This window comes from Gemmatimonadota bacterium (assembly GCA_016704275.1).
GTDB lineage: Bacteria > Gemmatimonadota > Gemmatimonadetes > Gemmatimonadales > GWC2-71-9 > Palsa-1233.
On record JADJAK010000001.1, the window covers coordinates 672,046 to 695,622 of the forward strand.

Annotated in this window: 15 protein-coding genes, 4 tRNA genes and 1 pseudogene; all 20 read left to right on the top strand. The window is 67.5% G+C overall.

Annotation, left to right across the window (positions count from 1 at the left end; translation table 11 throughout):
- Window positions 1-8 precede the first annotated feature (8 nt).
- Complete coding sequence (locus IPG05_03200; GenBank protein MBK6494102.1) at window positions 9-1,112, top strand: carboxypeptidase regulatory-like domain-containing protein; 1,104 nt, start codon at window positions 9-11, stop codon at window positions 1,110-1,112.
- A complete protein-coding gene (locus IPG05_03205) occupies window positions 1,113-3,197 on the top strand; it encodes a hypothetical protein (protein MBK6494103.1) in 2,085 nt (694 codons plus the stop codon).
- 5 nt (window positions 3,198-3,202) lie between these two features.
- Complete coding sequence (locus tag IPG05_03210; protein MBK6494104.1) at window positions 3,203-5,560, top strand: hypothetical protein; 2,358 nt, start codon at window positions 3,203-3,205, stop codon at window positions 5,558-5,560.
- 48 nt (window positions 5,561-5,608) lie between these two features.
- Window positions 5,609-6,565, top strand: coding sequence for a mechanosensitive ion channel family protein (locus IPG05_03215; GenBank protein ID MBK6494105.1), 957 nt, complete (start codon window positions 5,609-5,611; stop codon window positions 6,563-6,565).
- Window positions 6,562-8,055 (top strand): cysteine--tRNA ligase, encoded by a 1,494-nt coding sequence (locus IPG05_03220; GenBank protein MBK6494106.1) that lies wholly within the window; start codon window positions 6,562-6,564, stop codon window positions 8,053-8,055. Before IPG05_03215 ends, IPG05_03220 begins: the two co-directional genes overlap by 4 nt.
- A 70-nt stretch (window positions 8,056-8,125) precedes the next feature.
- Window positions 8,126-8,201 (top strand) — tRNA-Thr (locus IPG05_03225).
- A 23-nt stretch (window positions 8,202-8,224) separates the two neighbouring features.
- A tRNA-Tyr gene (locus tag IPG05_03230) sits at window positions 8,225-8,308 on the top strand.
- Between the two features lie 36 nt (window positions 8,309-8,344).
- Window positions 8,345-8,417, top strand: a tRNA-Gly gene (locus IPG05_03235).
- A gap of 1 nt (window position 8,418) precedes the next feature.
- Window positions 8,419-8,491 (top strand) — tRNA-Thr (locus tag IPG05_03240).
- A 245-nt stretch (window positions 8,492-8,736) separates the two neighbouring features.
- A pseudogene (gene tuf / locus IPG05_03245) lies at window positions 8,737-9,941 on the top strand (elongation factor Tu).
- 130 nt (window positions 9,942-10,071) lie between these two features.
- The gene (gene secE / locus IPG05_03250) at window positions 10,072-10,311 is read left to right on the top strand and encodes a preprotein translocase subunit SecE (GenBank protein ID MBK6494107.1); all 240 of its coding nucleotides are present in this window, start codon (window positions 10,072-10,074) and stop codon (window positions 10,309-10,311) included.
- On the top strand, window positions 10,308-10,865 hold the full coding sequence (nusG, locus tag IPG05_03255) for a transcription termination/antitermination factor NusG (protein MBK6494108.1): 558 nt from the start codon (window positions 10,308-10,310) through the stop codon (window positions 10,863-10,865). The genes secE and nusG overlap by 4 nt, the downstream gene beginning before the upstream one ends.
- Before the next feature lie 172 nt (window positions 10,866-11,037).
- On the top strand, window positions 11,038-11,463 hold the full coding sequence (gene rplK / locus IPG05_03260) for a 50S ribosomal protein L11 (GenBank protein MBK6494109.1): 426 nt from the start codon (window positions 11,038-11,040) through the stop codon (window positions 11,461-11,463).
- Entirely contained in the window at window positions 11,463-12,152 is a 690-nt protein-coding gene (locus tag IPG05_03265) for a 50S ribosomal protein L1 (GenBank protein ID MBK6494110.1), read from the top strand. The genes rplK and IPG05_03265 overlap by 1 nt, the downstream gene beginning before the upstream one ends.
- A complete protein-coding gene (locus IPG05_03270) occupies window positions 12,149-12,646 on the top strand; it encodes a 50S ribosomal protein L10 (GenBank protein ID MBK6494111.1) in 498 nt (165 codons plus the stop codon). Before IPG05_03265 ends, IPG05_03270 begins: the two co-directional genes overlap by 4 nt.
- 18 nt (window positions 12,647-12,664) lie before the next feature.
- Window positions 12,665-13,042 carry a 50S ribosomal protein L7/L12 gene (gene rplL / locus IPG05_03275; GenBank protein ID MBK6494112.1) on the top strand — a complete coding sequence of 126 codons (378 nt, stop codon included), beginning with the start codon at window positions 12,665-12,667 and terminating at the stop codon, window positions 13,040-13,042.
- A 227-nt stretch (window positions 13,043-13,269) separates the two neighbouring features.
- Window positions 13,270-17,706 (top strand): DNA-directed RNA polymerase subunit beta, encoded by a 4,437-nt coding sequence (rpoB, locus tag IPG05_03280; protein ID MBK6494113.1) that lies wholly within the window; start codon window positions 13,270-13,272, stop codon window positions 17,704-17,706.
- Between the two features lie 3 nt (window positions 17,707-17,709).
- A complete protein-coding gene (gene rpoC, locus IPG05_03285; protein ID MBK6494114.1) occupies window positions 17,710-22,266 on the top strand; it encodes a DNA-directed RNA polymerase subunit beta' in 4,557 nt (1,518 codons plus the stop codon).
- A 243-nt stretch (window positions 22,267-22,509) separates the two neighbouring features.
- On the top strand, window positions 22,510-22,920 hold the full coding sequence (locus tag IPG05_03290) for a 30S ribosomal protein S12 (protein MBK6494115.1): 411 nt from the start codon (window positions 22,510-22,512) through the stop codon (window positions 22,918-22,920).
- Window positions 22,917-23,387 carry a 30S ribosomal protein S7 gene (gene rpsG / locus IPG05_03295; GenBank protein ID MBK6494116.1) on the top strand — a complete coding sequence of 157 codons (471 nt, stop codon included), beginning with the start codon at window positions 22,917-22,919 and terminating at the stop codon, window positions 23,385-23,387. Before IPG05_03290 ends, rpsG begins: the two co-directional genes overlap by 4 nt.
- The last annotated feature ends 190 nt before the right edge of the window (window positions 23,388-23,577 follow it).

A 23,577-nucleotide genomic window follows, 5' to 3' on the forward strand; every position in this document is an offset into this window, starting at 1 on the left:
CACGCCTGATGCGGCGGCTCCGACTGCTGGTACTGCTTGTGCTCGGCCTGCCGTCGCTCGGACATGCGCAGGCCATCCGCGGTCGCGTCGTCGACGCCGTCCAGGGGTTGCCGGTGGCCGGTGCGCTCGTCGAGTTGCAGGACAGCACGGGCCGGGCCCTGCAGCGGGGACTCGCCTCCCCGACCGGCGGCTATCGCTTCGTCGTTCCAGGACCCGCGGCGTACCGCATCCGGATCACCGCGATCGGCTTCACGCTGCGTCCGGTGGAAATGGTGCGGGTGAGCGATGCCGACGTGGTGGTTCCGGACCTCCGGCTCGAGCCTGCCGCCACGATCCTGCCGGACGTGGTGGCCGCGGGCAAGCGCCGCGCCTGCGGCCGCGAGATCCTCGACGATCCGCTCCTCGGCCGGCTGCTCGAGGGCGGACGCGCCTCCCTGACACTGATCGAGGCGACCCTCGGCCTCGGGACGCGCTTCACGGTCCAGGAAGTGGTGTCGCGGACGATGGACCTCTCCCGCGGCAAGACGGTGCGTGCCGACACCAGTCGTCGGGAGCTCGCGGCCTGGCCGCTCCAGAGCGTGGATCCCGAGATCCTCCGCCACGAAGGCTTCTCCCGTCCGCTGACCCCCGAGGAGGGGCGCGGGCGTGTGTACCATGGCCCGGACTTGCGCGTCCTGTTTGCCGACTGGTTCCTCGATGCCCACTGCTATTCCTTCAACCTGAACGACAAGGACGAGGCGGCCGGGATCATCCGGGTCAAGTACGAGCCGAAGGGAAAGTCCAAGCTGGTCGACGTCTCCGGCGAGCTGGTGCTCGACGCCACCAACATGGCCCTCCGAGAATTCACCTTCGTCCATCGCAACCTTCCGAGCCACATCAAGGAAGGCAAGGCCGGTGGGATGATCGCGTTTGCCCGGCTGGAAAGCGGCGCGTGGCTGCCGGTCCGCTGGGAGATCTTCGCCCCGATCGAGTCGAATTTCGTGACCTTCCAGGGTGGCCGAAGCATTACCATCGGTGGCAATCGCGCGCCGCCTCCGCGCCCGATCGGCCGTCCGATCGTCAATGGCAGCGTGCGACTCACCGGTGCCCTCCTCGACGCACGAGGCAATTGAGTGCTGCTCCCCCTGGCCCTTGGTGTCCTGCTGCAGGCCGCGCCGTTCGCGCCAATGGAGTACCCCGGCGCCGACCCCGCACTCGGCGAGCGGATCCGCACCCTCTGCCCGCTGCCGACCACGCTCAATCGCGCGGCGCTGGTCGCCAACGAGGAACGCCTCGCGGCACGGGTGCGCGACGCCCGGCGGTCGGTGACCGGTGTGCAGTGGCGCGAGCTCGCCTGCGGCCGCGCCCTGCTGCAGATCATCGACGCCCCATCGGCACGGGGCAGTCACCTGATGAGTCCCGGCACGTCGTGGGGCGCCGGGGCGATTGACGGCGCCCTGCGCGCGCTGGCCCTCGCGCCGGCTGACCGTCCCGCAGGCGAACTCCTGGCGTTGCTGACGACAGCGGACGCCGAGCCGGAGGACTTGCCCCGGTTGGCCGCGCTGATGCGGGCGGCGGTGGACTCGGGGGTGCGTGCGCCCGTGGTGCTGCGCGCCTGCAGCGACTTCGCCGTCCGGAGCGGTGATGCGGCCAGTACGCATGCCTGTGCCGACACCGCGCTCGCCGCGGGGCTCGACTCGACCTGGCACCTGCTGCGCCTGACGCGGCAGGCCTTCCGGGAGGGTGACTCGCTCGGCGGGGTGGCGCACTTCATCGACGGCGCGGGCGCGGCCCACGACACCCTGGCACAGCTCGACGTCGACTGGCACCTGCAGTGGTTCGTCTCGCCGGCGGAGCGCGCAGCGTGGAGCGAGGTGGACGACTCCAGCCGAGGCACCTGGGTCCGCGATCGGTTGATCGAGCGCGACGTGCGCGATGGCCGGCCGCCGGGCAGTCGATTGGCGGAACACTTTGCACGACTCGAACATGTCGAGAAGAATTTTCGGCTATCGATTCCCTCCGAGTCGCGTTCAGCCTCACGGTCCAAGGCCGGGGTCTTCCAGGGCGTCACCGAGACGGGCGAGAGCACCAATGGGACGACCTGGAACGAATACCGCCGGTGGCAGGTGGACTTCGACGATCGCGGCGTGATCTACATGCGCTTCGGGGCGCCGGACAAGATCGCGGTGAACACGCCGGCGGCCGGTGCCAGGGCCTACATGACCTGGCGCTATGACATTGATGGCACGCCGATGTTTGTCACGTTTGGCGAAGTCGATTATGACGGGAGCGCCGGGACGACGACACTCATGACCGGGATCGTCGGCACGTGGCAGTGCGGCCTCGACCAGTGGCGCTGCAGCATGGCCGAACGTGGAGCGATTCCCCAAGAGCAGGTGCAGCGGCTGCGCGAGGCGGATCGCGAATACATCGGCATTGCCACCACGAAGGACGACAACTCGCCGCCGAGTCAGCGGCCGATCCATGCGGTGGCGCAGCTGGCACAGCTCTGGGATCCGGTGAGCGAGGAACCACTGGCGGTGATCGCTTACGGCCTGCGCCTGGGCGACCTCAACGTGGTGAAGGACAGCGCAGGAAGGGAATCTGCTCGCGTCCTCCTCGCCCTGGCGAGGTGGCATCCGCTCACGGCGGAGTGGAAGGAGGACTCGCTCACGCGCGAGTTCCTCGTGCCGAAGGCGCGGAGCAGCGAGACGCACCTCACCGGTTTCGCGACGCTGGCCGGCGTCGGTGGCGTCGGAAGCTGGGGGCTGACGGCCGCCCAGCCGGATCGTCGCTGGGGGCGCGCGTACGGGACCGCCGTTCCGAATCGGGGGGATGCGGTCGCGCTCTCGTCGCTCATCGTCGCGCCGGAGTCGCGCGGACTCTCTTGGGTGCTCCGGTCGGAACGGATCTATCTCTCGCCCGGCGGCACGATCAAGCGGGGAGAACCGCTGCACCTCTTCTATCAAGTCCGTGCGCAGGGCGCAATCGCCGCGGCCGGCACCACGATCGAGGTGCGCAGCGTTGCCGAGGGGGCGGAACAGCCGGCGGCGATTCAGGTCTCGTTCACCGGCGAGCTGCCCGATGGCGTGACCGGCGTCAATCGCATCCTCGACCTCTCGCAACTGAAGCCTGGCCGGTATTCGATGGAAGTGCGAGTCGGCGACAAGACCGGCGCGTTGCTCGCCCGTCGGACGGTGATCCTCGACCTGGAGTAGCGCCCATGCCCCGCGCCACGTCGTTCCGCCTCGTCACTGCACTCACCGCGGCCCTGGTCACTGGCGCGTCGGCGCAGCGCCTCGACGCGCCACGCCTCCTCGGCTGGGACTCCATGCTGATCGCCTCCTCGGCTGTCGCCTCGCTGCCTGCGGTGGGCACGGCATTGGCGGCGGGTGGGGCGACCGCTGACGTCGCCGAGACGCTGTGGCGAGTGCGGCGCGGCGAGTTGTCGGGCGATCGACGGGAACTCTCGCTGGCGTTGCGACGCACCACGCTCACCGAGAAGCAGCAGCGCGACGCACCATGGGGCTATTACCTCTCGGCCCGTGCGCTGCTCGCCCTCTGGCGCGCCGGCGCGCCCCCCGCAGTCAATGAGGGGCAGTTCGAGGGCGAGGCCTACCCCGATGCCATCTGGCGCCATCTGCACGACGCCCTCGAGCGGGCGCCCGATTTTGCTCCCGCGCGGCGCATGGCGCTCGACCTCCTGCTCGCCGGTGGCGATCGGAGCCTCGGGCGCGATCAACGCAAGGCGCTCGCGGTGCTCACGCAGGCCGCCCCGCGCGATCCCGACGTCCTCCTGATCTGGGGCCGGGAGCTGCGCCGGAAGGGGCAGCTCGACAGCGCCCTGGTGCGGTTCAGCGAGGCCGAACGCTTCGGCGGTGATGTCGGACGAGCCCAACTCGAGCGCGCGCGCACGCTCATGGCCCTCGGCCGGCCCTCCGAGGCGGGGGCCGCCTACTGGGCCGGCGTTCAGCGCGTCACGCCGGCCACCCGCGAGGCCTACCGCTTTGACCTGGCGTGGATCCTCGTCGGCGACACCCTCGCGACCTTCGATGCCGTCCCCGAGGGCGCCGTGGCCCCGTGGCTTCGGCGCTTCTGGGCCGAACGCGATGCCGCCGCCGCGAATCTCCCCGGCGAGCGCCTCGAGGAACATCTCCGCCGCTGGGTCAAGGCGTTCCGCGATTATCGCGTCTTCATCCCCGAGCGTCGCACGCAGTTTCGCCGCGTCGAGTACCTCTTCGAGGGCCTCGATCAGTGCATCGGCAGTGACGCCGCGCTGTACGAAACGTTGGCGCGTATGCAACCGACGCTCTCCGGCGACGTGCGCGCGCTCGAGCCGCTGCTCGATCATCGCGGCCTGATCTACCTGCGCCACGGCGAACCGATGCGGCGCATTGTCGGCGGCCTTGGGGGAACCGGCGACTCGATCATGCCGCTCGACAGCACCAACTCGTTCTCCTCCTCGAGCCTCTTCCGCGAACGGCGGCTCAGTACGCGCGCCGAGCTGGAGGACGAGACACGGCTCAAGATGCGACAGAACGAATCGTGGCTCTACTGGTTCGAGGGGGGCTGGCGGCTGCTGCACTTTCGCGGCAGTGACGCGCTCGGCTCGATGGCGCCGACGACGTTGTCGGGGTACTTGCCGGTCAACGGCTACTTCGGGGAATGGCAGCGGCGTGGCACGTTGTTGCCCGAGTACGCCGCCGCCGCGGCGCGCATGGCGATCGAGCGCACGATCGTGGAGAAGAGCTGCATCCAGGCCGTCACGCTGGCCATCAAGAAGAGTCGGGACGATGCCCACACCGGCACGAGCAGCGATTCCGACACGCCGCTGATCCGTGAGCCGTGGAACGCCGTCCTGCAGAGCTTTGCGGTCGGCACCACCCGCGACGGCACGGCGCGCGCGCTGGTCACCTTCGCGATTCCACGCGCGCCGCTCGTGGTCGAAACCGCTGCGGATGGCCGGCAGGTCACGCCGGTGCAGTTCCGGGTCGTGGCGTACGAAGCACAGAGTGGTGCGACGGTCGTGCTGGACACGCTGCGCCAGTTCGTCGCGCCCAGCGGCGCGGCGGCGAAGGAGAACATCAGCGGGTGGCTCGAACTCCCGCTGACCGCCGGGACGTGGCAGGTGGCCGTGCGGCTCTCGCAGCACGGCGACACCGTCGGGGCCTTCGGCCTGCAGCGCGGCCTGGTCGTGCCGGAGGCGACGCTCGCGATCAGCGACATCCTCACCGGCGTCGCGAACTCGCCGACCCGCTGGCCCGGCGACGGCGTCGGCTTCCCCCTGAACACCCTGGGCGTCTGGCCGAAGGGTGGCACCGTCGAGCTGTACTACCAGGTGCACGGGTTGCCGGACGGGACCCCATATCGGACGACGCTGGAGGTTCGCCCGATGTCCGGTCGGACGGATCGGATGGTCCGACTGGTGAGCACCGAGCGCGCCACCGGACCGCTGACGCCGATCCGCCGCAGCCTGGCGCTGGACAAGCTCCCGGCCGGCCGCCACTGGCTCACGGTGACGGTCGAGGAAGGCGGTCGGACGGTCAGCGTGCGCCGGGCGATCGTGGTGATCGAGCCGTGACGGCCGCCCGCCGTTGACCCGCCCCCGTCGGGTGGACAAGTTGCCGGGATGAATCGGCTCGTCCCCACTGTCCTCTTCGACCTGATGGCCTCGGTCGAGAGCATGCTGTCGCTCTTCGGCATCAAGCTGGAGGAGTTCCGCGCCGCTGGCGTGAAAGTACTGCTCCTCTGGGTGGCGGCCTTCGTCGCGTGGCGCGTCGTGCTCGTCGTCGCCGACCGCATCGTCCTCGCGGCCGACGATGGCGACGACACCCGCCTGTCGTCACACGAGAAGCGCGCGCAGACGATCGCCGAACTGTTGCGAGGCGTGGGCAAGATCGTGATCGTCCTCTTCACGATCGTGCTGACGCTGAACCAGTTTGTCGACATCACGCCGCTGTTGGGCGGCGCCGGCATCCTCGCCCTCGCCGTCTCCTTCGGGTCGCAGTCGTTGGTGAAGGACGTGATCAGCGGCTTCTTCATCCTCGTCGAGAATCAGTTCGCCGTCGGCGACGTGATCGAAATCGCCGGGAAGACCGGCAGCGTCGAGAAGATGACCTTGCGCGTCGTGATGCTGCGCGACCTCGAGGGCGTCCTGCACATCGTGCCGAATGGCCAGATCCTGACGGTCAGCAACAAGACCCGCGGTTGGTCGCGCGCCGTGGTCGACATCGGTGTCGCCTATGACGCGGATGTCGATGCGGTGCTCGCGATCCTTCGTGATGAGGCGAAGCAGTTCGGCGAGGCCGATGCCTGGGTGCCGAAGCTCGACGGGATGCCCGAGGTGGTGGGCGTGCAGTCGCTGGGCGACAACGCCGTGACGATTCGCGTCCTGCTGCGCACCCAGCCCGGCAACCAGTGGGAGGCGGGGCGGGAATTCCGCCGCCTCGCGAAGATCCGGCTCGACCGCGAGGGGGTGGAGATCCCGTTCCCGCAGCGGACCGTCCATGTTCGCCATCATGGCGCGGCGCCGGATGATCCGGCGACCCGCGCCGCGATCACCGATGCCGCCGCGGGGGGCGCGTGACACTCCGGCTCTACAACACGATGACGCGGTCCGTCGAGGACTTCGTTCCCCTCAAGGCCCCCCACGTCTCGCTCTACACCTGCGGGCCGACGGTCTACAACTACGCGCACATCGGCAACTTCCGCACCTTCCTCTTCGAAGATGTGCTGCGCCGGTGGCTCGAGGCCAGCGGCTACGATGTCTTCCACGTGATGAACCTCACCGACGTCGACGACAAGACGATCCGCGGCGCGGCCGCGGCGGGCGCGTCGCTGGCCGACCATGTGGTCCGCTTCATCGACGCCTTCCGCGAGGACAGCGGCTACCTGCGCCTCCTGCCGGCGCACGTCTATCCGCGCGCCACCGAATACGTCGCGCCGATGATCGCGTTGGTGGAGTCGCTGCTTGCCAAGGGCGTCGCCTACAAGGGTGACGACGGCTCGGTGTATTTCGCGATCGGCCGCTATCCCGCCTACGGCAAGCTCTCGCGGCTCGACACGCGCGAACTGCAGGCCGGCGCCGGTGGTCGCACGCTCGCCGACGAATACGCCAAGGAGGACGCGCGCGACTTCGTCCTCTGGAAGGCGGCGCGCGACGAAGATGAAGCGGTCGGCGCCGCGTGGGATGCGCCGTTCGGACGCGGTCGTCCGGGCTGGCACCTCGAGTGCTCCGCCATGGCGCTCGACCTGATCGGGAAGCAGCTCGGCACCGATGTGCTCGACATCCACGCAGGCGGCATCGACCTCGTCTTCCCGCACCACGAGGATGAGATCGCGCAGAGCTGCGCCCACACGGGGAAGGCGGACTTTGCGCGTGTCTGGATGCATGGCGAGTTCCTGACGATGGCCGGCACCAAGATGTCGAAGCGCTTCGGCAACATCCTCACGGCCCGCGACCTGCGCGAGGAGAAGGTCGACGCCGGGACCGTGCGCCTGCTGCTGGCCACGACCCAGTACCGCGCGCCGCTCGACTTCACCGACCAGGCGCTGGATTCGGCGCGCGAGGGGTCGCGACGCCTCGGCGCACTCGCTGCGCGCATCGCCCAGATTTCGGAGACGGACGGCAGCCCGGCATTCGAGGCGGTCGGCACCACCCTCGCCGCCGACTTCGCGACGGCCATGAACGACGATCTCAACACCCCGCGGGCGCTGGCTGCGCTGTTCGAGGCTGCTCGGGAAGGGAATCGCCTCCTCGACGCCGGCGAGCAGCCCGGGCCGGCCTTCCGTGCGGCGTGGGCCAAGGCGACGGACGTGCTGCAGGTGCTTCCGACGCCGGCGGCGGGCTTCCAGCTCCCGGCGACGGGAGCGACCAGTGCGGAGGACCTCGACGAGGCGGCGCCGGCGGAACCGGCCGCTCAACAGGCATGGGCTTTGGGCTGGGCAGGGCGTCGACTGGTGGCCAAGCAAACCCGAAACTTTGCCGAAGCCGATCGGATTCGCGGGCTCCTGGCGGAGGCGGGGTGGGATGTCCGCGACAACCGGGACGGGACCGCCGAGGTACAGCGCCGATAAGGCCCCGTTGACGTTGCTTTCCGAGGCAGGTAAGTTGAGGGTCTGTCGGTCGAACGGCCTTTTTTTGTAGGCTGACGTAGCTCAGTTGGTAGAGCACCCGATTTGTAATCGGGCGGTCGTGGGTTCGATCCCCTCCGTCAGCTCCAGCGGCGAGGGTAGGGCAGGAGACGGTGGGGTGGCCGAGTGGCTAATGGCAGCAGACTGTAAATCTGCCGGGCTACGCCCTACGTAGGTTCGAATCCTACCCCCACCATGTGGTACCGAAGTTGGCGTACGGACACGGCCCGATGCGGGTGTAGCTCAGTTGGTAGAGCATCAGCCTTCCAAGCTGAGGGTCGCGGGTTCGAGTCCCGTCGCCCGCTTGCTCACGTAGCTCAGTCGGTAGAGCACATCCTTGGTAAGGATGAGGTCACCGGTTCGATCCCGGTCGTGAGCTCTGAGGGACCGTCGAGCCCGCGAGGGCTCGGTCGGACAACACGGCAGGACGGGGCGTGCCAAGTGGACGCCCAAGGCACGCCGGGCAGGCGGGGCGAGGTTCCCGCGCCCGGCGCGTCGTGTCAGGGAAAACGGTCATAGGTCGTAGGTCATAGGTCGTAGGCAACTCCGACCGGACACGACCTACGACCTACGACATACGACTTACGACCGTAGCACTGAACCAGAACTTTCGAGGATCGGGACATGGCCAAGGCAAAGTTTGACCGCAGCAAGCCGCACGTGAACGTCGGGACGATCGGTCACGTCGACCACGGCAAGACGACGACGACGGCCGCGCTGACGAAGGTCTCGGCCGACAAGGGCTTCGGGACGAAGTACGTGGCGTACGACGAAGTGGCGAAGGCGTCGGAATCGCAGGGGCGTCGTGACTCGACGAAGATCCTGACGATCGCGACCTCGCACGTCGAGTACGAGACGGCGAACCGCCACTACGCGCACGTCGACTGCCCGGGCCACGCCGACTACGTGAAGAACATGATCACGGGTGCCGCGCAGATGGACGGCGCGATCCTCGTGGTGTCGGCCGTGGACGGCCCGATGCCGCAGACCCGCGAGCACATCCTCCTGGCGCGCCAGGTGAACGTGCCGAAGGTCGTGGTCTTCCTGAACAAGTGCGACCTGGTCGACGACGCGGAACTGCTCGACCTGGTCGAGCTCGAGGTCCGCGAGCTGTTGACGCAGTACCAGTTCGACGGCGACAACGCGCCGGTGATCCGGGGGCTCGGCGATCAAGGCGATCGAGGGCGATCCGGTGTGGGTCGAGAAGATCCAGGAGCTGTACGACGCGCTGGACACGTACATCCCGGAGCCGATCCGCGAGACCGACAAGCCGTTCCTGATGCCGGTCGAGGACGTGTTCTCGATCACCGGCCGCGGCACGGTGGCGACGGGCCGGATCGAGCGCGGCCAGGTCAAGGTGCAGGAAGAGGTCCAGCTGGTGGGCTTCGGGGGCGGAGAAGAAGGCGATCGTGACGGGCGTCGAGATGTTCCGCAAGCTGCTGGACTCGGGCATGGCGGGCGACAACGTCGGGTTGCTGCTCCGGGGCGTGGACAAGAACGAAATCGAGCGCGGGATGGTGCTGGCGAAGCCGGGGTCGGTGAAGCCGCACACGGAGTTCGAGGCCGAGGTCTACGTGCTGGGCAAGGATGAAGGGGGCCGTCACACGCCGTTCTTCAAGGGCTACCGGCCGCAGTTCTACTTCCGCACGACGGACGTGACGGGGAGCTGCGAGTTGCCGGCGGGCGTGGAGATGGTGATGCCGGGCGACAACATCCAGATGACGATCACGCTGATCACGCCGGTGGCGATGGACGAGGGGCTGCGCTTCGCGATCCGCGAGGGTGGCCGCACGGTCGGCGCCGGGGTCGTGACCAAGATCTTGAAGTAGCTCCGCCCACGCGGGCGGATGATCGGTAGGGGCGACGCATGCGTCGCCCGTACGGATGTCCGGGCTGACGGGAATCGATGGAGGGGCGCAGCATACGGCGCCCGCGAGCAGGCCCAGGCACGGAGTGGACATGACGGATCAGGACACGCAGGTCGCGACGGTCTCGACGGGGAAGCTGGCCTCGGCACAGGGCTTCCTCCTCGACACCCGCGCCGAGATGGACAAGGTCAGCTGGCCACCGAAGGACGAGCTCGTCAAGGCGACGCGCGCCGTCCTCATCGGTGCCGCCATCTTCGGCGTCGTGCTCGGTCTGGTGGACTGGCTGCTCCAGAAGGTGCTCGTCGACGGCGTTGCCGCGCTGGCCCGATGAGCGACACCGAAGTGACGTATCGCTGGTACGCGATCCAGACGACCGCGGGCCACGAGAACAAGGTCCGCATGCTGCTCGAGCAGCGCATCAAGGATGACCCGCGGCCCGAAGGGCAGAAGCTGGTCGCCCGGGCGCTGGTGCCGACGCAGGAAGTGGTCGAGATCAAGAACGGCAAGAAGGTCACGGTCGAGCGGAAGCTCTATCCGGGCTATGTGATCGTGCAGATGGGGCTGAGCCAGGAAGCGCAGCACGTCGTGAACTCGATCCAGGGCGTGATCAAGTTCGTCGGGACCGGCAAGGCGCCGTTGGCGCTCCGCGATGACGAAGTGAAGCGGCTCCTCGGCATGGCCGAGCCGGAAGCCGAGTCCGCCCCGAAGGAGGAGATTCCGTTCCTCGTCGGCCAGGCGGTCGAGATCACCGAAGGACCGTTCTCGGACTTCTCCGGCGTCGTCGAGGATGTGCTCGCCGACAAGGGGAAGGTCAAGGTGTCGGTGTCGCTCTTCGGGCGGCCGACGACGGTGGAGCTGGACTACTTGCAGCTTCGGGGTCACTAGGAATTATCGATCATCGATGATCGATCATCGATCATCGATATGGTGATGCAGGACCGGAGAGATCCTTCTCCCCCGGCGACCGCCCCGGGTCAATCGGCGGCAGGTCCAGCGATGACCGCTGGTCCGTCATTCGGTGTCCCGCGCAGCCAGCGGGCACCGTTACAGGAGTAACATGGCCAAGAAGATCACAGCCATGGTGAAGCTGCAGTGTCCGGCTGGCGCGGCGAATCCCGCACCCCCGGTCGGCACGGCGCTTGGCCCGCACGGGGTCAACATCATGGAATTCTGCAAGCAGTTCAACGCGCGCACCCAGGCGCAGTCGGGAATGGTGATTCCCGTGGTCGTGACGATCTTCGGTGATCGCACGTTCACGTTCATCACCAAGACCCCGCCTGCGCCGAACCTCCTGCTGAAGGAAGCCGGAGTGGAGAAGGGCAGCGCCGCGCCGAACCGCACCAAGATCGGGAAGGTGACCTCCGCGCAGGTGCGGAAGATCGCCGAGATCAAGATGGTCGACCTGAACGCCTCCGACATCGATTCCGCGATGCGCATGATCGCCGGGACCGCACGGTCGATGGGGCTGGAGGTCATCGACTGATGGCGACCCAGGGCAAGAAGTATCGCGCTGCGGCGGCCAAGGTCGACACCACCCGGATGCATTCGACGTCCGAGGCGGTGGACCTCGTCAAGCAGACCACGTACGCCAAGATCGACGCGACGGTGGACGTCGCCGTCCGTCTCGGGGTGGATCCGCGTCACGCTGACCAGGTGGTCCGCGGCACGGTGATCCTCCCGCACGGCACCGGCAAGACGGTCCGCGTGCTCGTCGTCGCCCAGGGCGACCGGGCCAAGGACGCCGAGGCGGCGGGTGCCGACTTCGTCGGGCTCGAGTATCTGGCCAAGCTGAAGGAAGGCTGGCTGGAGTGCGACGTCATCGTCGCCACGCCGGACGTCATGGGGCAGCTGGGCGCGCTCGGCCGGATCCTCGGTCCGCGCGGCCTGATGCCGAATCCGAAGGCGGGCACCGTCACGATGGATGTGGCGAAGGCCGTCAAGGAGATCAAGGCGGGCAAGATCGAGTTCCGCGTCGACAAGACGGGGAACGTCCATGCTCCGATCGGCAAGGTCTCGTTCTCCGGCGAACAGCTGGCGGCGAACCTCGACGCATTCATGGAGACCATCGTGAAGGCCAAGCCGTCGGCCGCCAAGGGGACCTACGTCCGCTCGGCGACCGTCAGCGCGACGATGGGCCCCGGCATCAAGCTCGACACCGCGGGGTACCGATGAGCAAGATTGAACGGCATGCGGAAGTCGCCATGCTGACCGAGGCCATCAAGGCCTCCCCGACGCTCTTCGTCACCGACTTCAGCGGCCTCAACGTGCTGAAGATGACGGAGTTCCGCCGGCGCCTCCGGGCGGCGGGTGGACAGTACGTCGTGGTCAAGAACACGCTGGCCCAGCGGGCGCTGGCCGCGAACAGCATCGCGGATCTCGACAGTCACCTGACCGGCAACACCGGCCTCGTCTTCGCAGGCGGGGACCCGATGGCGGCGGCCAAGGTGATCGGCGAGTTCGCCAAGGAACACGAGAAGCCGACCGTGAAGGCCGGGTGGGTCGACGGCAAGGCCGTTGCCCCGGCGTACGTGAAGCGTCTCGGCGAGATCCCCCCGCGGGAGGTGCTGCTCGGCCAGTTTGCCGGCGCGCTCAACGGAGTCCTCTATCAGGTGGTCGGTGCGCTCGAGGCGCTCCGCGAACAGCGTTCGGCCAGCTCGGCCGCGTAACATACGGGAGATACAATCATGGCGACTATGCTCAGCAACGACGAAATCATCGACGCGATCGGCAACAAGACCGTGCTCGAACTGGCCGACTTGATCGAGGCCTTCACCACGAAGTTCAACGTCTCCATCGCGGCCGCTCCGGCGGCGGGTGGCGGCGGCGCGGCCGCGGCCGTGGTCGAGGAGCAGACGGAGTTCGCCGTCATCCTCAAGGCGGGTGGCGAGAAGAAGATCAACGTGATCAAGGTCGTCCGCGAGATCACCTCGCTCGGCCTGAAGGAAGCCAAGGACCTGGTCGATGGCGCGCCGAGCACCGTGAAGGACGGCGTCTCCAAGGCCGAGGCCGAGGAAATGAAGAAGCGGCTTGAGGAGCAGGGCGCGAGCGTCGAGCTGAAGTGACCCCCGAAGGGGGTCATCCCGAACCGGTAGCGACTGCTGCCGGTGAGGGATCTCTCCCCTTTGTCACGGTCACTCTCAGTGAGACGCGATGCCGACTGAACGCGAACTCGAGTTCTGCATGACGACAGTGCCAGCCCCCGCCCAGCGCGGGGGCTTCGGCACTGCCGTGGCCATTTGCACGGGATGGGGCGATGCCTGATACGCTGCCGGTGATTCAATTCTCTTCGATGCAGGGCGGCATGCAGATGCCCCACCTGCTCGACATTCAGACCAGGGCCTTTGAGTCCCTGCTCGTGCCCGATGACGTCGACGGCGATCGCCAGGACGTCTCCCTGGAGCGCGTCTTCCGCGACCTCTTCCCGATCGCCGACGTGAACGGGAAGTACTCGCTCGAGTTCGTCAGCTACGCGCTGGGCGAGCCGAAGTACACGGTCGAGGAGTGCATCGAGCGGGACATGACCTATGCGGCCCCGCTCCGCACCAAGCTCCGCCTCGACGTGTTCGAGGAAGTGGACGGGCAGCGGCGTCTGAAGAACGCCATCGAGAAGGAGGTCTATCTCGGCGAATTGCCGTGCATGACCCCCCTGGGCACCTTCGTGATCAACGGCGCCGAGCGCGTCGTCGTCTCGCAGCTGCACCGGTCGCCGGGCGTCGTCTTCGAAGAGGACACCCACCCGAACGGGCAGCGCCTCTTCTCGGCGCGGATCATCCCGTTCCGCGGCTCGTGGGTCGAGTTCACGATCGACATCCACGACGTGATCTACGTCCACATCGACAAGAAGAAGAAGTTCCCGGCGACGGCGCTGTTGCGCGCCTTCGGCCACGGCCACAATGCCGACATCCTCCGGCTGTTCTTCGCCGAGAAGATGCTCGACATCACCGGCCGCGCCGACTCGCGCCAGGAACGCCGGGAAATCGTCGGGGCGATGCTCGCCGCCGACGTCCCGAACCCCGAAGAGAAGGGCGGCGCCCCGCTCGGCAAGACCGGCGAGGAGCTGACCCCGGAACGCCTCCAGGCGATGCGCCACGTGGGCGTCAAGCAGGTGCGCGTCTTCGCCGGCTACACCATCCTCGATCTGCGCGAGGATGAAGTGCCGACGTCGAACCGCGACCGCAGCGCGCACGTGCTCGCCTTCGCGGTGGCCGAGCCGGACACCGGCGAAGTCCTCGCCGAGGCCGGCACGGACCTGACCGACAAGCTCCGCGCCAAGCTCCTCAAGGCCGGCGTGCAGAAGGTCGAGATCCTCCTCCCGGCCGGGAAGGGGGAGTCGCCGCTCATCCGCAACACCCTCTCGAAGGACCCGACGCACTCGGAGCAGGAGGCGCTGGAGCAGATCTACGCCCTCCTCCGGCCGGGCGATGCGCCGAACCTCGAGACGGCCCGGCAGCAGATCCAGAAGCTCTTCTTCAACCCGAAGCGCTACGACCTCGGGCGCGTGGGCCGGTACAAGATCAACCAGCGGCTCCGGCTGAAGGTCGATCCGAACCACACGGTCCTCACCGAAGAGGACTTCATCGCGATCGTCCGCTACCTGATCGACCTGCATGACGGTCGCGGCAACACCGACGACATCGACCACCTCGGCAACCGCCGGATCCGGTCGGTCGGCGAGCTGATCGCCAACCAGTTCTCGGTCGGCCTCTCGCGGATGGCGCGCCTGGTCAAGGAGCGGATGAGCATCAACTCCGATCCGGAGAAGATCTCGCTCGACGACCTGGTCAACGCCCGCACCGTCTCGGCGGTCATCCAGGCGTTCTTCGGCAGCTCGCAGCTGTCGCAGTTCATGGACCAGACCAATCCGCTGGCGGAGCTGACCAACAAGCGCCGGCTCTCGGCCCTCGGGCCGGGCGGCCTGACCCGCGAGCGCGCCGGCTTCGAAGTCCGCGACGTGCACTATTCGCAGTACGGCCGGATGTGCCCGATCGAGACGCCGGAAGGCCCGAACATCGGCCTCATCACGTCGCTCGCGACCTTCGCGCGGATCAACGAGCTCGGCTTCATCGAGACGCCGTATCGCGTCGTGAAGCAGGGCAAGGTCACCGACGAGCTGCACTGGCTCTCGGCCAGCGATGAAGAAGAGTTTGCGGTGGCGCAGGCGAACGCGCCGCTGACCGAGCAGGGCACCTTCGTCGACTCGATGGTGCTGACGCGGCGCGGCGACGACTATCCGCTGATGCCGCCGGCCCGGATCGACTACATGGACGTGGCGCCGGAGCAGCTCGTCTCCATCGCCGCCGCGCTGATTCCGTTCCTCGAGCACGACGACGCGAACCGCGCGCTGATGGGCTCGAACATGCAGCGTCAGTCGGTGCCGCTCCTCTTCCCGCAGTCGCCCGTCGTGGGCACCGGGCTCGAGGGGAAGGTCGCCTCGGACTCGGGCGCGGTGATCATCGCCAAGCGCGCCGGCACCGTCACCCGCGTCACCGCCGACGAGATCATCGTCGATGCGGGCGTCGAGGCGACGGACCGCGCCGTTCCGCTCGGCCGCCTCGCGCGGATCGACCGGTACCGGGTCAAGAAGTTCTGGCGCACCAACCAGGACACCGCGATCAACCAGCGGCCGCTCGTCCATCAGGGCGAGCAGGTCGCGGCCGGGCAGATCATCGCCGACGGCGCCGCGACCGAGGCCGGTGAGCTCGCGCTCGGCAGCAACGTGCTGGTCGCGTTCATGCCGTGGTACGGCCACAACTTCGAGGACGCGATCGTCCTCTCCGAGCGCCTGGTCAAGGACGACGTCTACTCGTCGATCCACATCCAGGAACTCGAGCTCCACGTCCGCGACACCAAGCGCGGCCAGGAAGAGATCACCCGGGAAATCCCGAATGTCTCGGACGAGGCCCTCGTGGACCTCGACGAGCGCGGGATCATCCGGATCGGCGCGCACGTCAAGCCGGGCGACATCCTCGTCGGCAAGATCACGCCGAAGGGCGAGACCGAGCTGTCGCCGGAAGAGAAGCTGCTGACGGCGATCTTCGGCGAGAAGGCGAAGGACGTGAAGGACTCGTCGCTGAAGGTGCCGCCGGGCATGAAGGGCACCGTCATCGACGTGAAGATCTTCTCGCGCGTCGAAGGGCCGGTGGTCGACAAGGACCGCGGCGAGCGGATCGGCGACGTGCGCCGCCGCGAGACCGAGGAGAAGGCCCGCATCACCCAGGCGATGTTCGAGGAAGCGCTCGAACTGCTCGACGGCCAGACCGTCGGCCTGATGCTGCGCGCCGGGAGTGTCGAGGAGTTGCAGGCGCAGGGCACCAAGCTGACCAAGGCGCTGCTCAAGACGATCGACCTCACCGAGGTGGATCTCAAGACGCTGCGCGTGGTCGACAAGGCCGCCAACGAGCGCCTTCGTGCCACCCTCGACGCCGCCACGTCGGAGCGGGCCAAGGTCGAAGAGAAGGCCGAGGACCAGATCGACAAGATTCTCCAGCCGGATGAACTGCCCCCGGGCGTCATCCAGCTGGTCAAGGTCTACTGCGCCGAGAAGCGGAAGATCTCCGTCGGCGACAAGATGGCCGGCCGCCACGGCAACAAGGGCGTCGTTTCCCGCATCGTGCCGGAAGAGGACATGCCGTTCCTGCCGGATGGCACTCCGGTCGACATCGTGCTCAATCCGCTCGGCGTGCCGAGCCGGATGAACGTCGGCCAGATTCTCGAGACCCACCTCGGCTGGTGCGGCCGGATCCTCGGCTTCAAGGCGAAGACCCCGGTCTTCCGCGGCGCCGAAGAGTCCGAGATCGGCGTGCTGCTGCGCCTGGCCGGGCTCGGCTGGGCCGGACAGTCGCTGGCGTTGGCGCATGCCGCGCCGTCGCCCGATGCGGCAACGGTCGAGGCCCTGGTGCGCGACCTGAAGGGCGCCAAGTCCCTGGTCGGCGCGACGCTCGATGCGACCGGTGTCGAGGCGCTGTCGATCAAGGGCGCGTCGAAGGTCACGGTCGGGTTGGCGAAGGCCGTCGAAGCGTTCCTCACGGCGTCGGCGGCGGAACTCGCCGGACGGCTCCGGGCGCAGCGGCAGACCGAGCTCACCGTGCACGGCGCGCTCCTCGCGGAGTCGACCGGTGCGGCGAAGGCCGAGTTCGAGGCCGCGAAGAAGATCATCACCACGGCGGCGAAGGCCGACGATGCCAAGCTGCTCGAGGCCGTCGGCCTCGGCTCGCTGGCGCTGGTGGCGGCGGGCAAGGCGACGCCCGAGCAGATCGGCGAAGCGGCCGACGCGCTCATCCGGCATGCCGGCCTCACGCCGGCCGGCAAGGCGCGGCTCCGTGACGGCCGCTCGGGCGTCGAGTTCACCGGCGACGTGACGGTGGGCACGATCTACATGCTCAAGCTGAGCCACCTGGTCGACGACAAGATCCACGCCCGTTCGATCGGGCCGTACTCGCTCGTGACGCAGCAGCCGCTCGCCGGCAAGGCGCAGTTCGGCGGCCAGCGCTTCGGCGAAATGGAAGTCTGGGCGCTGGAGGCCTACGGCGCCGCGCACGTGCTGCAGGAGATGCTGACCGTCAAGTCCGACGACGTCAACGGCCGCAGCCGCGTGTACGAGGCCATCGTGAAGGGGCAGAACCTGCCGGAACCCGGCATCCAGGAGTCGTTCAACGTGCTCGTCAAGGAACTGCAGGCCCTCGGGCTCAAGGTCACCCTGGGCACCACGGCCGAAGGGGAGGAGTAACCAATGATCGACTTCCGCAGCGGACGCGAGCCCAAGAGCTCGAGCTTCGACTACATCAGCATCCGGATCGCGAGCCCCGAGGAAATCCGGGGCCCGCGCGATCCCAAGGAGCGCGAGCGCCTGGAACTCCAGGGGTCGCGCTACTGGTGGTCGTGGGGCGAGGTCACCAAGCCCGAGACCATCAACTACCGCTCGTTCAAGCCGGAAAAGGACGGCCTGTTCTGCGAGCGCATCTTCGGCCCGGTCAAGGACTGGGAATGCCATTGCGGCAAGTACAAGCGGATCCGCTATCGCGGCGTGATCTGCGACCGCTGCGGCGTCGAGGTGACGCTGTCGAAGGTGCGCCGGGAGCGGATGGGCCACATCGAGCTCTCCGTGCCGGTCGCGCACATCTGGTTCTTCAAGACGCTGCCGTCGCCGATGGGCAACCTGATCGACATCACGCTCAAGGAGCTCGAGCGCGTCCTGTACTATTCGAGCTACATCGTCCTCGATCCGGGCAAGCAGGAAGTCGAGGAGAAGCAGCTGCTCGACGAGGACGAGTACCTCGCGCTGCGCATGAAGGCGCGCGACGAGAATGACGCGGCCTTCCGCGCCGAGATCGGCGCGCCGGCCGTGCGCGAGCTCCTCCGTCGCCTCGACATCAAGCTGGTCGCGGAGCAGCTCCGCGCCTCGGTCTCCACCGAGACGTCGCAGCACCGCAAGAAGCAGATGCTCAAGCGCCTGAAGATCGTCGACGCCTTCCTGGGGTCGGGCGACAACGGCGAGGATCCGAACGATCCGACGTGGATGATCATGGACGTCATCCCGGTGATTCCGCCCGACCTGCGGCCGCTGGTGCCGCTTGACGGCGGGCGCTTCGCCACGTCCGACCTGAACGACCTGTACCGGCGCGTGATCAACCGGAACAACCGCCTGCAGAAGCTGATCCAGCACAAGGCGCCGGAAGTCATCCTCCGGAACGAGAAGCGCATGCTGCAGGAGGCCGTCGACGCGCTGTTCGACAACGGCCGCCGCAGCAAGGCGATCCGCGGCCGCGGCAAGCGCCCGCTGAAGTCGCTGTCCGACATGCTCAAGGGCAAGCAGGGCCGCTTCCGGCAGAACCTGCTCGGCAAGCGCGTCGACTACTCCGGCCGGTCGGTCATCGTCGTCGGTCCGGAACTCCGCCTGCACCAGTGCGGCCTCCCGAAGACGATGGCCGTGGAACTCTTCAAGCCCTTCATCATCCACAAGTTGGTGGAGAAGGGGATTGCGGAGACGGTGAAGCGCGCCAAGAAGATCGTCGAGCGTGAGAGCCCCGAGGTGTACGAGATCCTCGAGGAGATCATTCAGGACCATCCGGTGCTGCTCAACCGCGCCCCGACGCTGCACCGCCTCGGCATCCAGGCGTTCGAGCCGAAGCTGGTCGAGGGCAAGGCGATCCGGATTCACCCGCTCGTCTGCGCGGCGTTCAACGCCGACTTCGACGGCGACCAGATGGCCGTGCACGTGCCGCTCTCGTTCGAGGCGCAGCTCGAGGCACGCCTCCTGATGGTGTCGTCGAACAACATCCTGAAGCCGTCCGACGGCCGCCCGGTGGCGGAACCGTCGCAGGACATGGTGCTGGGGTCGTACTTCCTCACCAAGCTCCCGCCGCACTTCGAGGAGAAGATGCGGGTGCCCGCCAGCAAGCTCGACGCCGTCAAGGCCGAGCTCTGGAAGGACGCGCCGTACTACGCCGCCATCGCGGAACTCGAGATGGCGCTGCTGCACGGCACCATCCGGCACCAGACGGCGATCTACTACTGGTTCATCCCGCCGGCCGAGTCCGAGGATGCACGGCCGCGCTGGGTCAAGACGACCGCGGGCCGGGTGCTGTTCAACAACATCCTGCCGCGTCGCGTGGTGGCCGAGCTCGGCTTCCGTGACGAGCTGATGAAGAAGAAGCAGCTCTCCGAGATGGTGCTGCAGAGCTACCGGCGTGCCGGGCTCCGCGAGACGGTGGACTTCCTCGACCGCCTCAAGCGGTTCGGGTTCGAGTTCGCCACGGGCGGCGGCATCTCCATCGGCATCGAGGACCTCGAGATCCCGGGCGAGAAGCAGGAGCTGCTCGCCGAGGCGCAGAAGCGCGTCGAGCGGTTCCAGAAGGCGTACAACACGGGCCAGATCACCTTCGGCGAGCGCTACAACAAGGTCATCGACGCCTGGACGCACGCCAACAACGACGTCGCCGAGGCGATGCTCACCGCGATGCGGAAGTCGCGCGGCGGGTACAACCCGGTGTACATGATGTACGACTCCGGCTCCCGCGGATCGCGCGACCAGATCCGGCAGCTGGCCGGCATGCGCGGCCTGATGGCGAAGCCGCAGAAGAAGCTGACCGGCGGCATCGGCGAAATCATCGAATCGCCGATCAAGTCGAACTTCCGCGAAGGCCTCACGGTGCTCGAGTACTTCATCTCGACCCACGGCGCGCGGAAGGGTCTGGCCGACACCGCCCTGAAGACGGCCGACGCCGGCTACCTGACCCGCCGCCTCTGCGACGTGGCGCAGGACGTCACGATCACCGAAGAGGATTGCGGCACGGTGATGGGGCTGGAGATGTCGCCGCTCAAGGAAGGCGAGGACATCATCGAGCCGTTGCGTGACCGGATTCTCGGCACGGTCGCGGCCGACGACGTCACCGATCCGCACGTGCTCGACGAGTTCGGCGATGCCCGTCTCCTGGTCCAGGCCGGCGAGCTCATCGACGAGGAGATCGCGCAGCAGATCGACGACTCCGGGATCGAGAAGGTCAAGATCCGCTCCGTGCTCACCTGCGAGTCGAAGCGCGGCGTCTGCCGGATGTGCTACGGCCGCAACCTGGCCACCATGGAAATGGTGGACCTGGGCGAGGCGGTCGGCATTCTCGCGGCGCAGTCCATCGGCGAGCCGGGCACGCAGCTGACCCTGCGGACGTTCCACATCGGCGGCACCTCGTCGCGCATCGCCGAAGAGGCGGAGCGTCGCGCGCGGACCGACGGCCTGGTCACCTACACGGACGACCTCGAGTGGGCGGACGTGCCGGTCGAGTACGAGGATGGCATCCGGACCACGGTCCGCATCGCCCTCACGCGCGAGACCGAGTCGGCCACGGAAGAGACCAAGGCGGGCATCGTCCTGGTCGATCCGAAGGATCCGAAGCGCGCGCTCAATCGCTACCCGGTGCCCGAAGGCGCCTTCCTGCAGATCAAGGAAGGGGACCTGGCATCGAAGGGCGACAACGACAAGCGGGCGTCGATCCTGTACACGTGGGACCCGTACAACGACCCGAGCATCATCAAGGTCGACGGCGAGCTCCGGTGGAAGGACCTGGTGCCGGGCGTCACGCTCCGCGAGGAGCTGGACGAAGGCACCGGCCTGCGCTCGATCGTCGTCGTGACCGATCCGGATCGCGAGCTCCATCCGTCCGTCCTGGTGTACCAGGTCAACCGGAAGGACCCGCAGGAATACACCCTGGCCGAAGGGTCGCGCATCATCCTCGGCTCGCCGACGGACCCGGTCACCCGGGCCCTCGACCTGCCGCCGGAAGCGAACCCGTGGTCGGAGCACTTCAAGGTCACCGAGCACCCGATCAACGTCGCGTGGCCGAGCAAGTCGAAGAAGGAGAGCAAGGACAAGACGGTCTTCCTCTCCGAGCCGGTGAAGATCAGCAAGGGTGTCACGATCACCAAGATTCCGCGTCAGGCCTACAAGACGCGCGACATCACCGGTGGTCTGCCGCGGATCGCCGAGCTCTTCGAGGCGCGTCGTCCGAAGGATCCGGCGACGATGGCCGAGATCGACGGCATGGTGAAGTTCGGCGAGATCAAGCGCGGCAAGCGCGAGATCTACGTCTATCCGCTGGCGCCGGACGGGACGATTCCGGAAGCGGCCGAGGCGCGTCTGTACGAAGTGCCGGCCGGCAAGCACCTCCGGGTGCACGAGGGCGACCGCGTGCGCGCGGGTGACCGCCTGACCGAGGGCCCGGTGTCGCCGCACGAGATCCTGCAGATCAAGGGTCCGCGCGCGGTGCAGGAATACCTGTTGAACGAGGTCCAGGAGGTCTACCGACTCCAGGGCGTGCGAATCAACGACAAGCACATCGGCGTCATCGTCCGGCAGATGCTGCAGAAGGTGCGCGTCACCGATCCGGGCGAGACCTCGTTCCTCGACGGCGAGACGGTGGATCGTCTCACCTACCGCGACGAGAACGAGCGGGTGATGAAGAAGAAGGGCGACCCGGCGAACGCCGAGCCGGTCCTGCTCGGCATCACCAAGGCCTCGCTGACCACGCAGTCGTTCATCTCGGCGGCCTCCTTCCAGGAGACCACCCGGATCCTGACCGACGCGGCGATCCGCGGCGCCAAGGACGACCTGAAGGGGCTGAAGGAGAACATCATCATCGGCCACCTGATTCCGGCCGGCACCGGTCACTACCGGTACGTCGACCTGGAAATCCAGCCGCCGGCGGGCTTCGAGCCGCCGCCGCCGGTTGAGGTCGTGGAGGAGGCGCCGGTGCCCGATGTCGCCCTGCTGATCGGGGATGAGATCGAGGTCTGAACGGCTGGTGACCAGTAACCGGTGACGAGTAACCAGTGAGCGGCGATCGGGAGAACCCCGGTCGCCGTTTCATTATGGGACAACCGAAGGCCGAGGTTCCCTGGTTACGGGTGACTGGTCACCGGTCACTCCGTATCCCGCTCCCTTGACCGGGTTGCGGTTCCCCCGTATCTTGTGGATCTGTCGCCCAAAAGGGGTCTTTTCTCCTTTTCGGCCAAACGATGAACGCACGACCGGAATCCGATGCCGACGATCAATCAGCTGCTCCGCCATGGTCGCCAGGAGCCCATCTACAAGGGCAAGGCGCCGCACCTTCAGGGAAACCCGCAGAAGCGCGGGGTTTGCACGCGCGTCTACACCACCACCCCGAAGAAGCCGAACTCGGCGCTCCGGAAGGTGGCCAAGGTGCGCCTGGTGAACGGCATCGAAGTGATCGCGTACATCCCGGGCGAAGGCCACAACCTGCAGGAACACTCGATCGTCCTGATCCGGGGCGGCCGTGTGAAGGACTTGCCGGGTGTGCGCTACCACATTCTCCGCGGCACCCTTGACGCCGCCGGCGTCAATGACCGCCGTCAGAGCCGTTCGAAGTACGGCGCCAAGCGGCCGAAGGCCGGCGCAGTGGCAGCCAAGGGCAAGGGAGGTAAGAAGTGAGTCGTCGCACCAAGGCCGTGAAGCGCGTCGTCCCGCCGGATCCGCGGTACGATTCCCAGACGGTATCGAAGTTCGTCAGCAACCTGATGTTCGACGGGAAGAAGTCGCTGGCCGAGAGCATTTTCTACGGCGCGATGGACATGATCGAAGAGCGCACCGGGCAGCCGGGCGTGGCCGTGTTCAAGCAGGCCGTGAACAACGCCAAGCCGGCCGTCGAAGTGAAGAGCCGCCGCGTTGGCGGTGCCTCGCTCCAGGTCCCTGTCGAAGTGCGGCCGGAGCGTCGGACCGCGTTGGCGATGCGCTGGTTGATCTCGTATGCCCGCGCCCGTGGTGAGAAGACGATGGCGGAGCGGCTTGCCGCCGAGCTGATCCTCGCCTCGAAGGGCGAAGGCAACACGATCAAGAAGAAGGACGATACGCACCGCATGGCGGAAGCGAACCGGGCCTTCGCGCACTATCGCTGGTAGTAGGGGCGAGGCATGCCTCGCCCGTATCGGGTGAGGCGGCAGGGCTGATTTTGAGATCATCAGGTCAACGTGAGCGGGGAGTCACCCCACCCACCTCTGGACCTTCGAAATGACGCCGGGACTCCCTTTGGGGGTTCCTGTCTCGGGTGAAAGCCCGGACGTGGCGCGGAGCGATACCGCGGACCCTCGG

What these genes read in the sequence shown, in the direction of transcription:
- IPG05_03200 (MBK6494102.1), top strand. Translation starts at nt 9, where the DNA reads ATGCGGCGGCTCCGACTGCTGGTACTGCTTGTGCTCGGCCTGCCGTCG.
- IPG05_03210 (MBK6494104.1), top strand. Translation starts at nt 3,203, where the DNA reads ATGCCCCGCGCCACGTCGTTCCGCCTCGTCACTGCACTCACCGCGGCC.
- IPG05_03215 (MBK6494105.1), top strand. Translation starts at nt 5,609, where the DNA reads ATGAATCGGCTCGTCCCCACTGTCCTCTTCGACCTGATGGCCTCGGTC.
- secE (MBK6494107.1), top strand. Translation starts at nt 10,072, where the DNA reads ATGACGGATCAGGACACGCAGGTCGCGACGGTCTCGACGGGGAAGCTG.
- nusG (MBK6494108.1), top strand. Translation starts at nt 10,308, where the DNA reads ATGAGCGACACCGAAGTGACGTATCGCTGGTACGCGATCCAGACGACC.
- rplK (MBK6494109.1), top strand. Translation starts at nt 11,038, where the DNA reads ATGGCCAAGAAGATCACAGCCATGGTGAAGCTGCAGTGTCCGGCTGGC.
- IPG05_03265 (MBK6494110.1), top strand. Translation starts at nt 11,463, where the DNA reads ATGGCGACCCAGGGCAAGAAGTATCGCGCTGCGGCGGCCAAGGTCGAC.
- IPG05_03270 (MBK6494111.1), top strand. Translation starts at nt 12,149, where the DNA reads ATGAGCAAGATTGAACGGCATGCGGAAGTCGCCATGCTGACCGAGGCC.
- rplL (MBK6494112.1), top strand. Translation starts at nt 12,665, where the DNA reads ATGGCGACTATGCTCAGCAACGACGAAATCATCGACGCGATCGGCAAC.
- rpoB (MBK6494113.1), top strand. Translation starts at nt 13,270, where the DNA reads ATGCAGGGCGGCATGCAGATGCCCCACCTGCTCGACATTCAGACCAGG.
- rpoC (MBK6494114.1), top strand. Translation starts at nt 17,710, where the DNA reads ATGATCGACTTCCGCAGCGGACGCGAGCCCAAGAGCTCGAGCTTCGAC.
- IPG05_03290 (MBK6494115.1), top strand. Translation starts at nt 22,510, where the DNA reads ATGCCGACGATCAATCAGCTGCTCCGCCATGGTCGCCAGGAGCCCATC.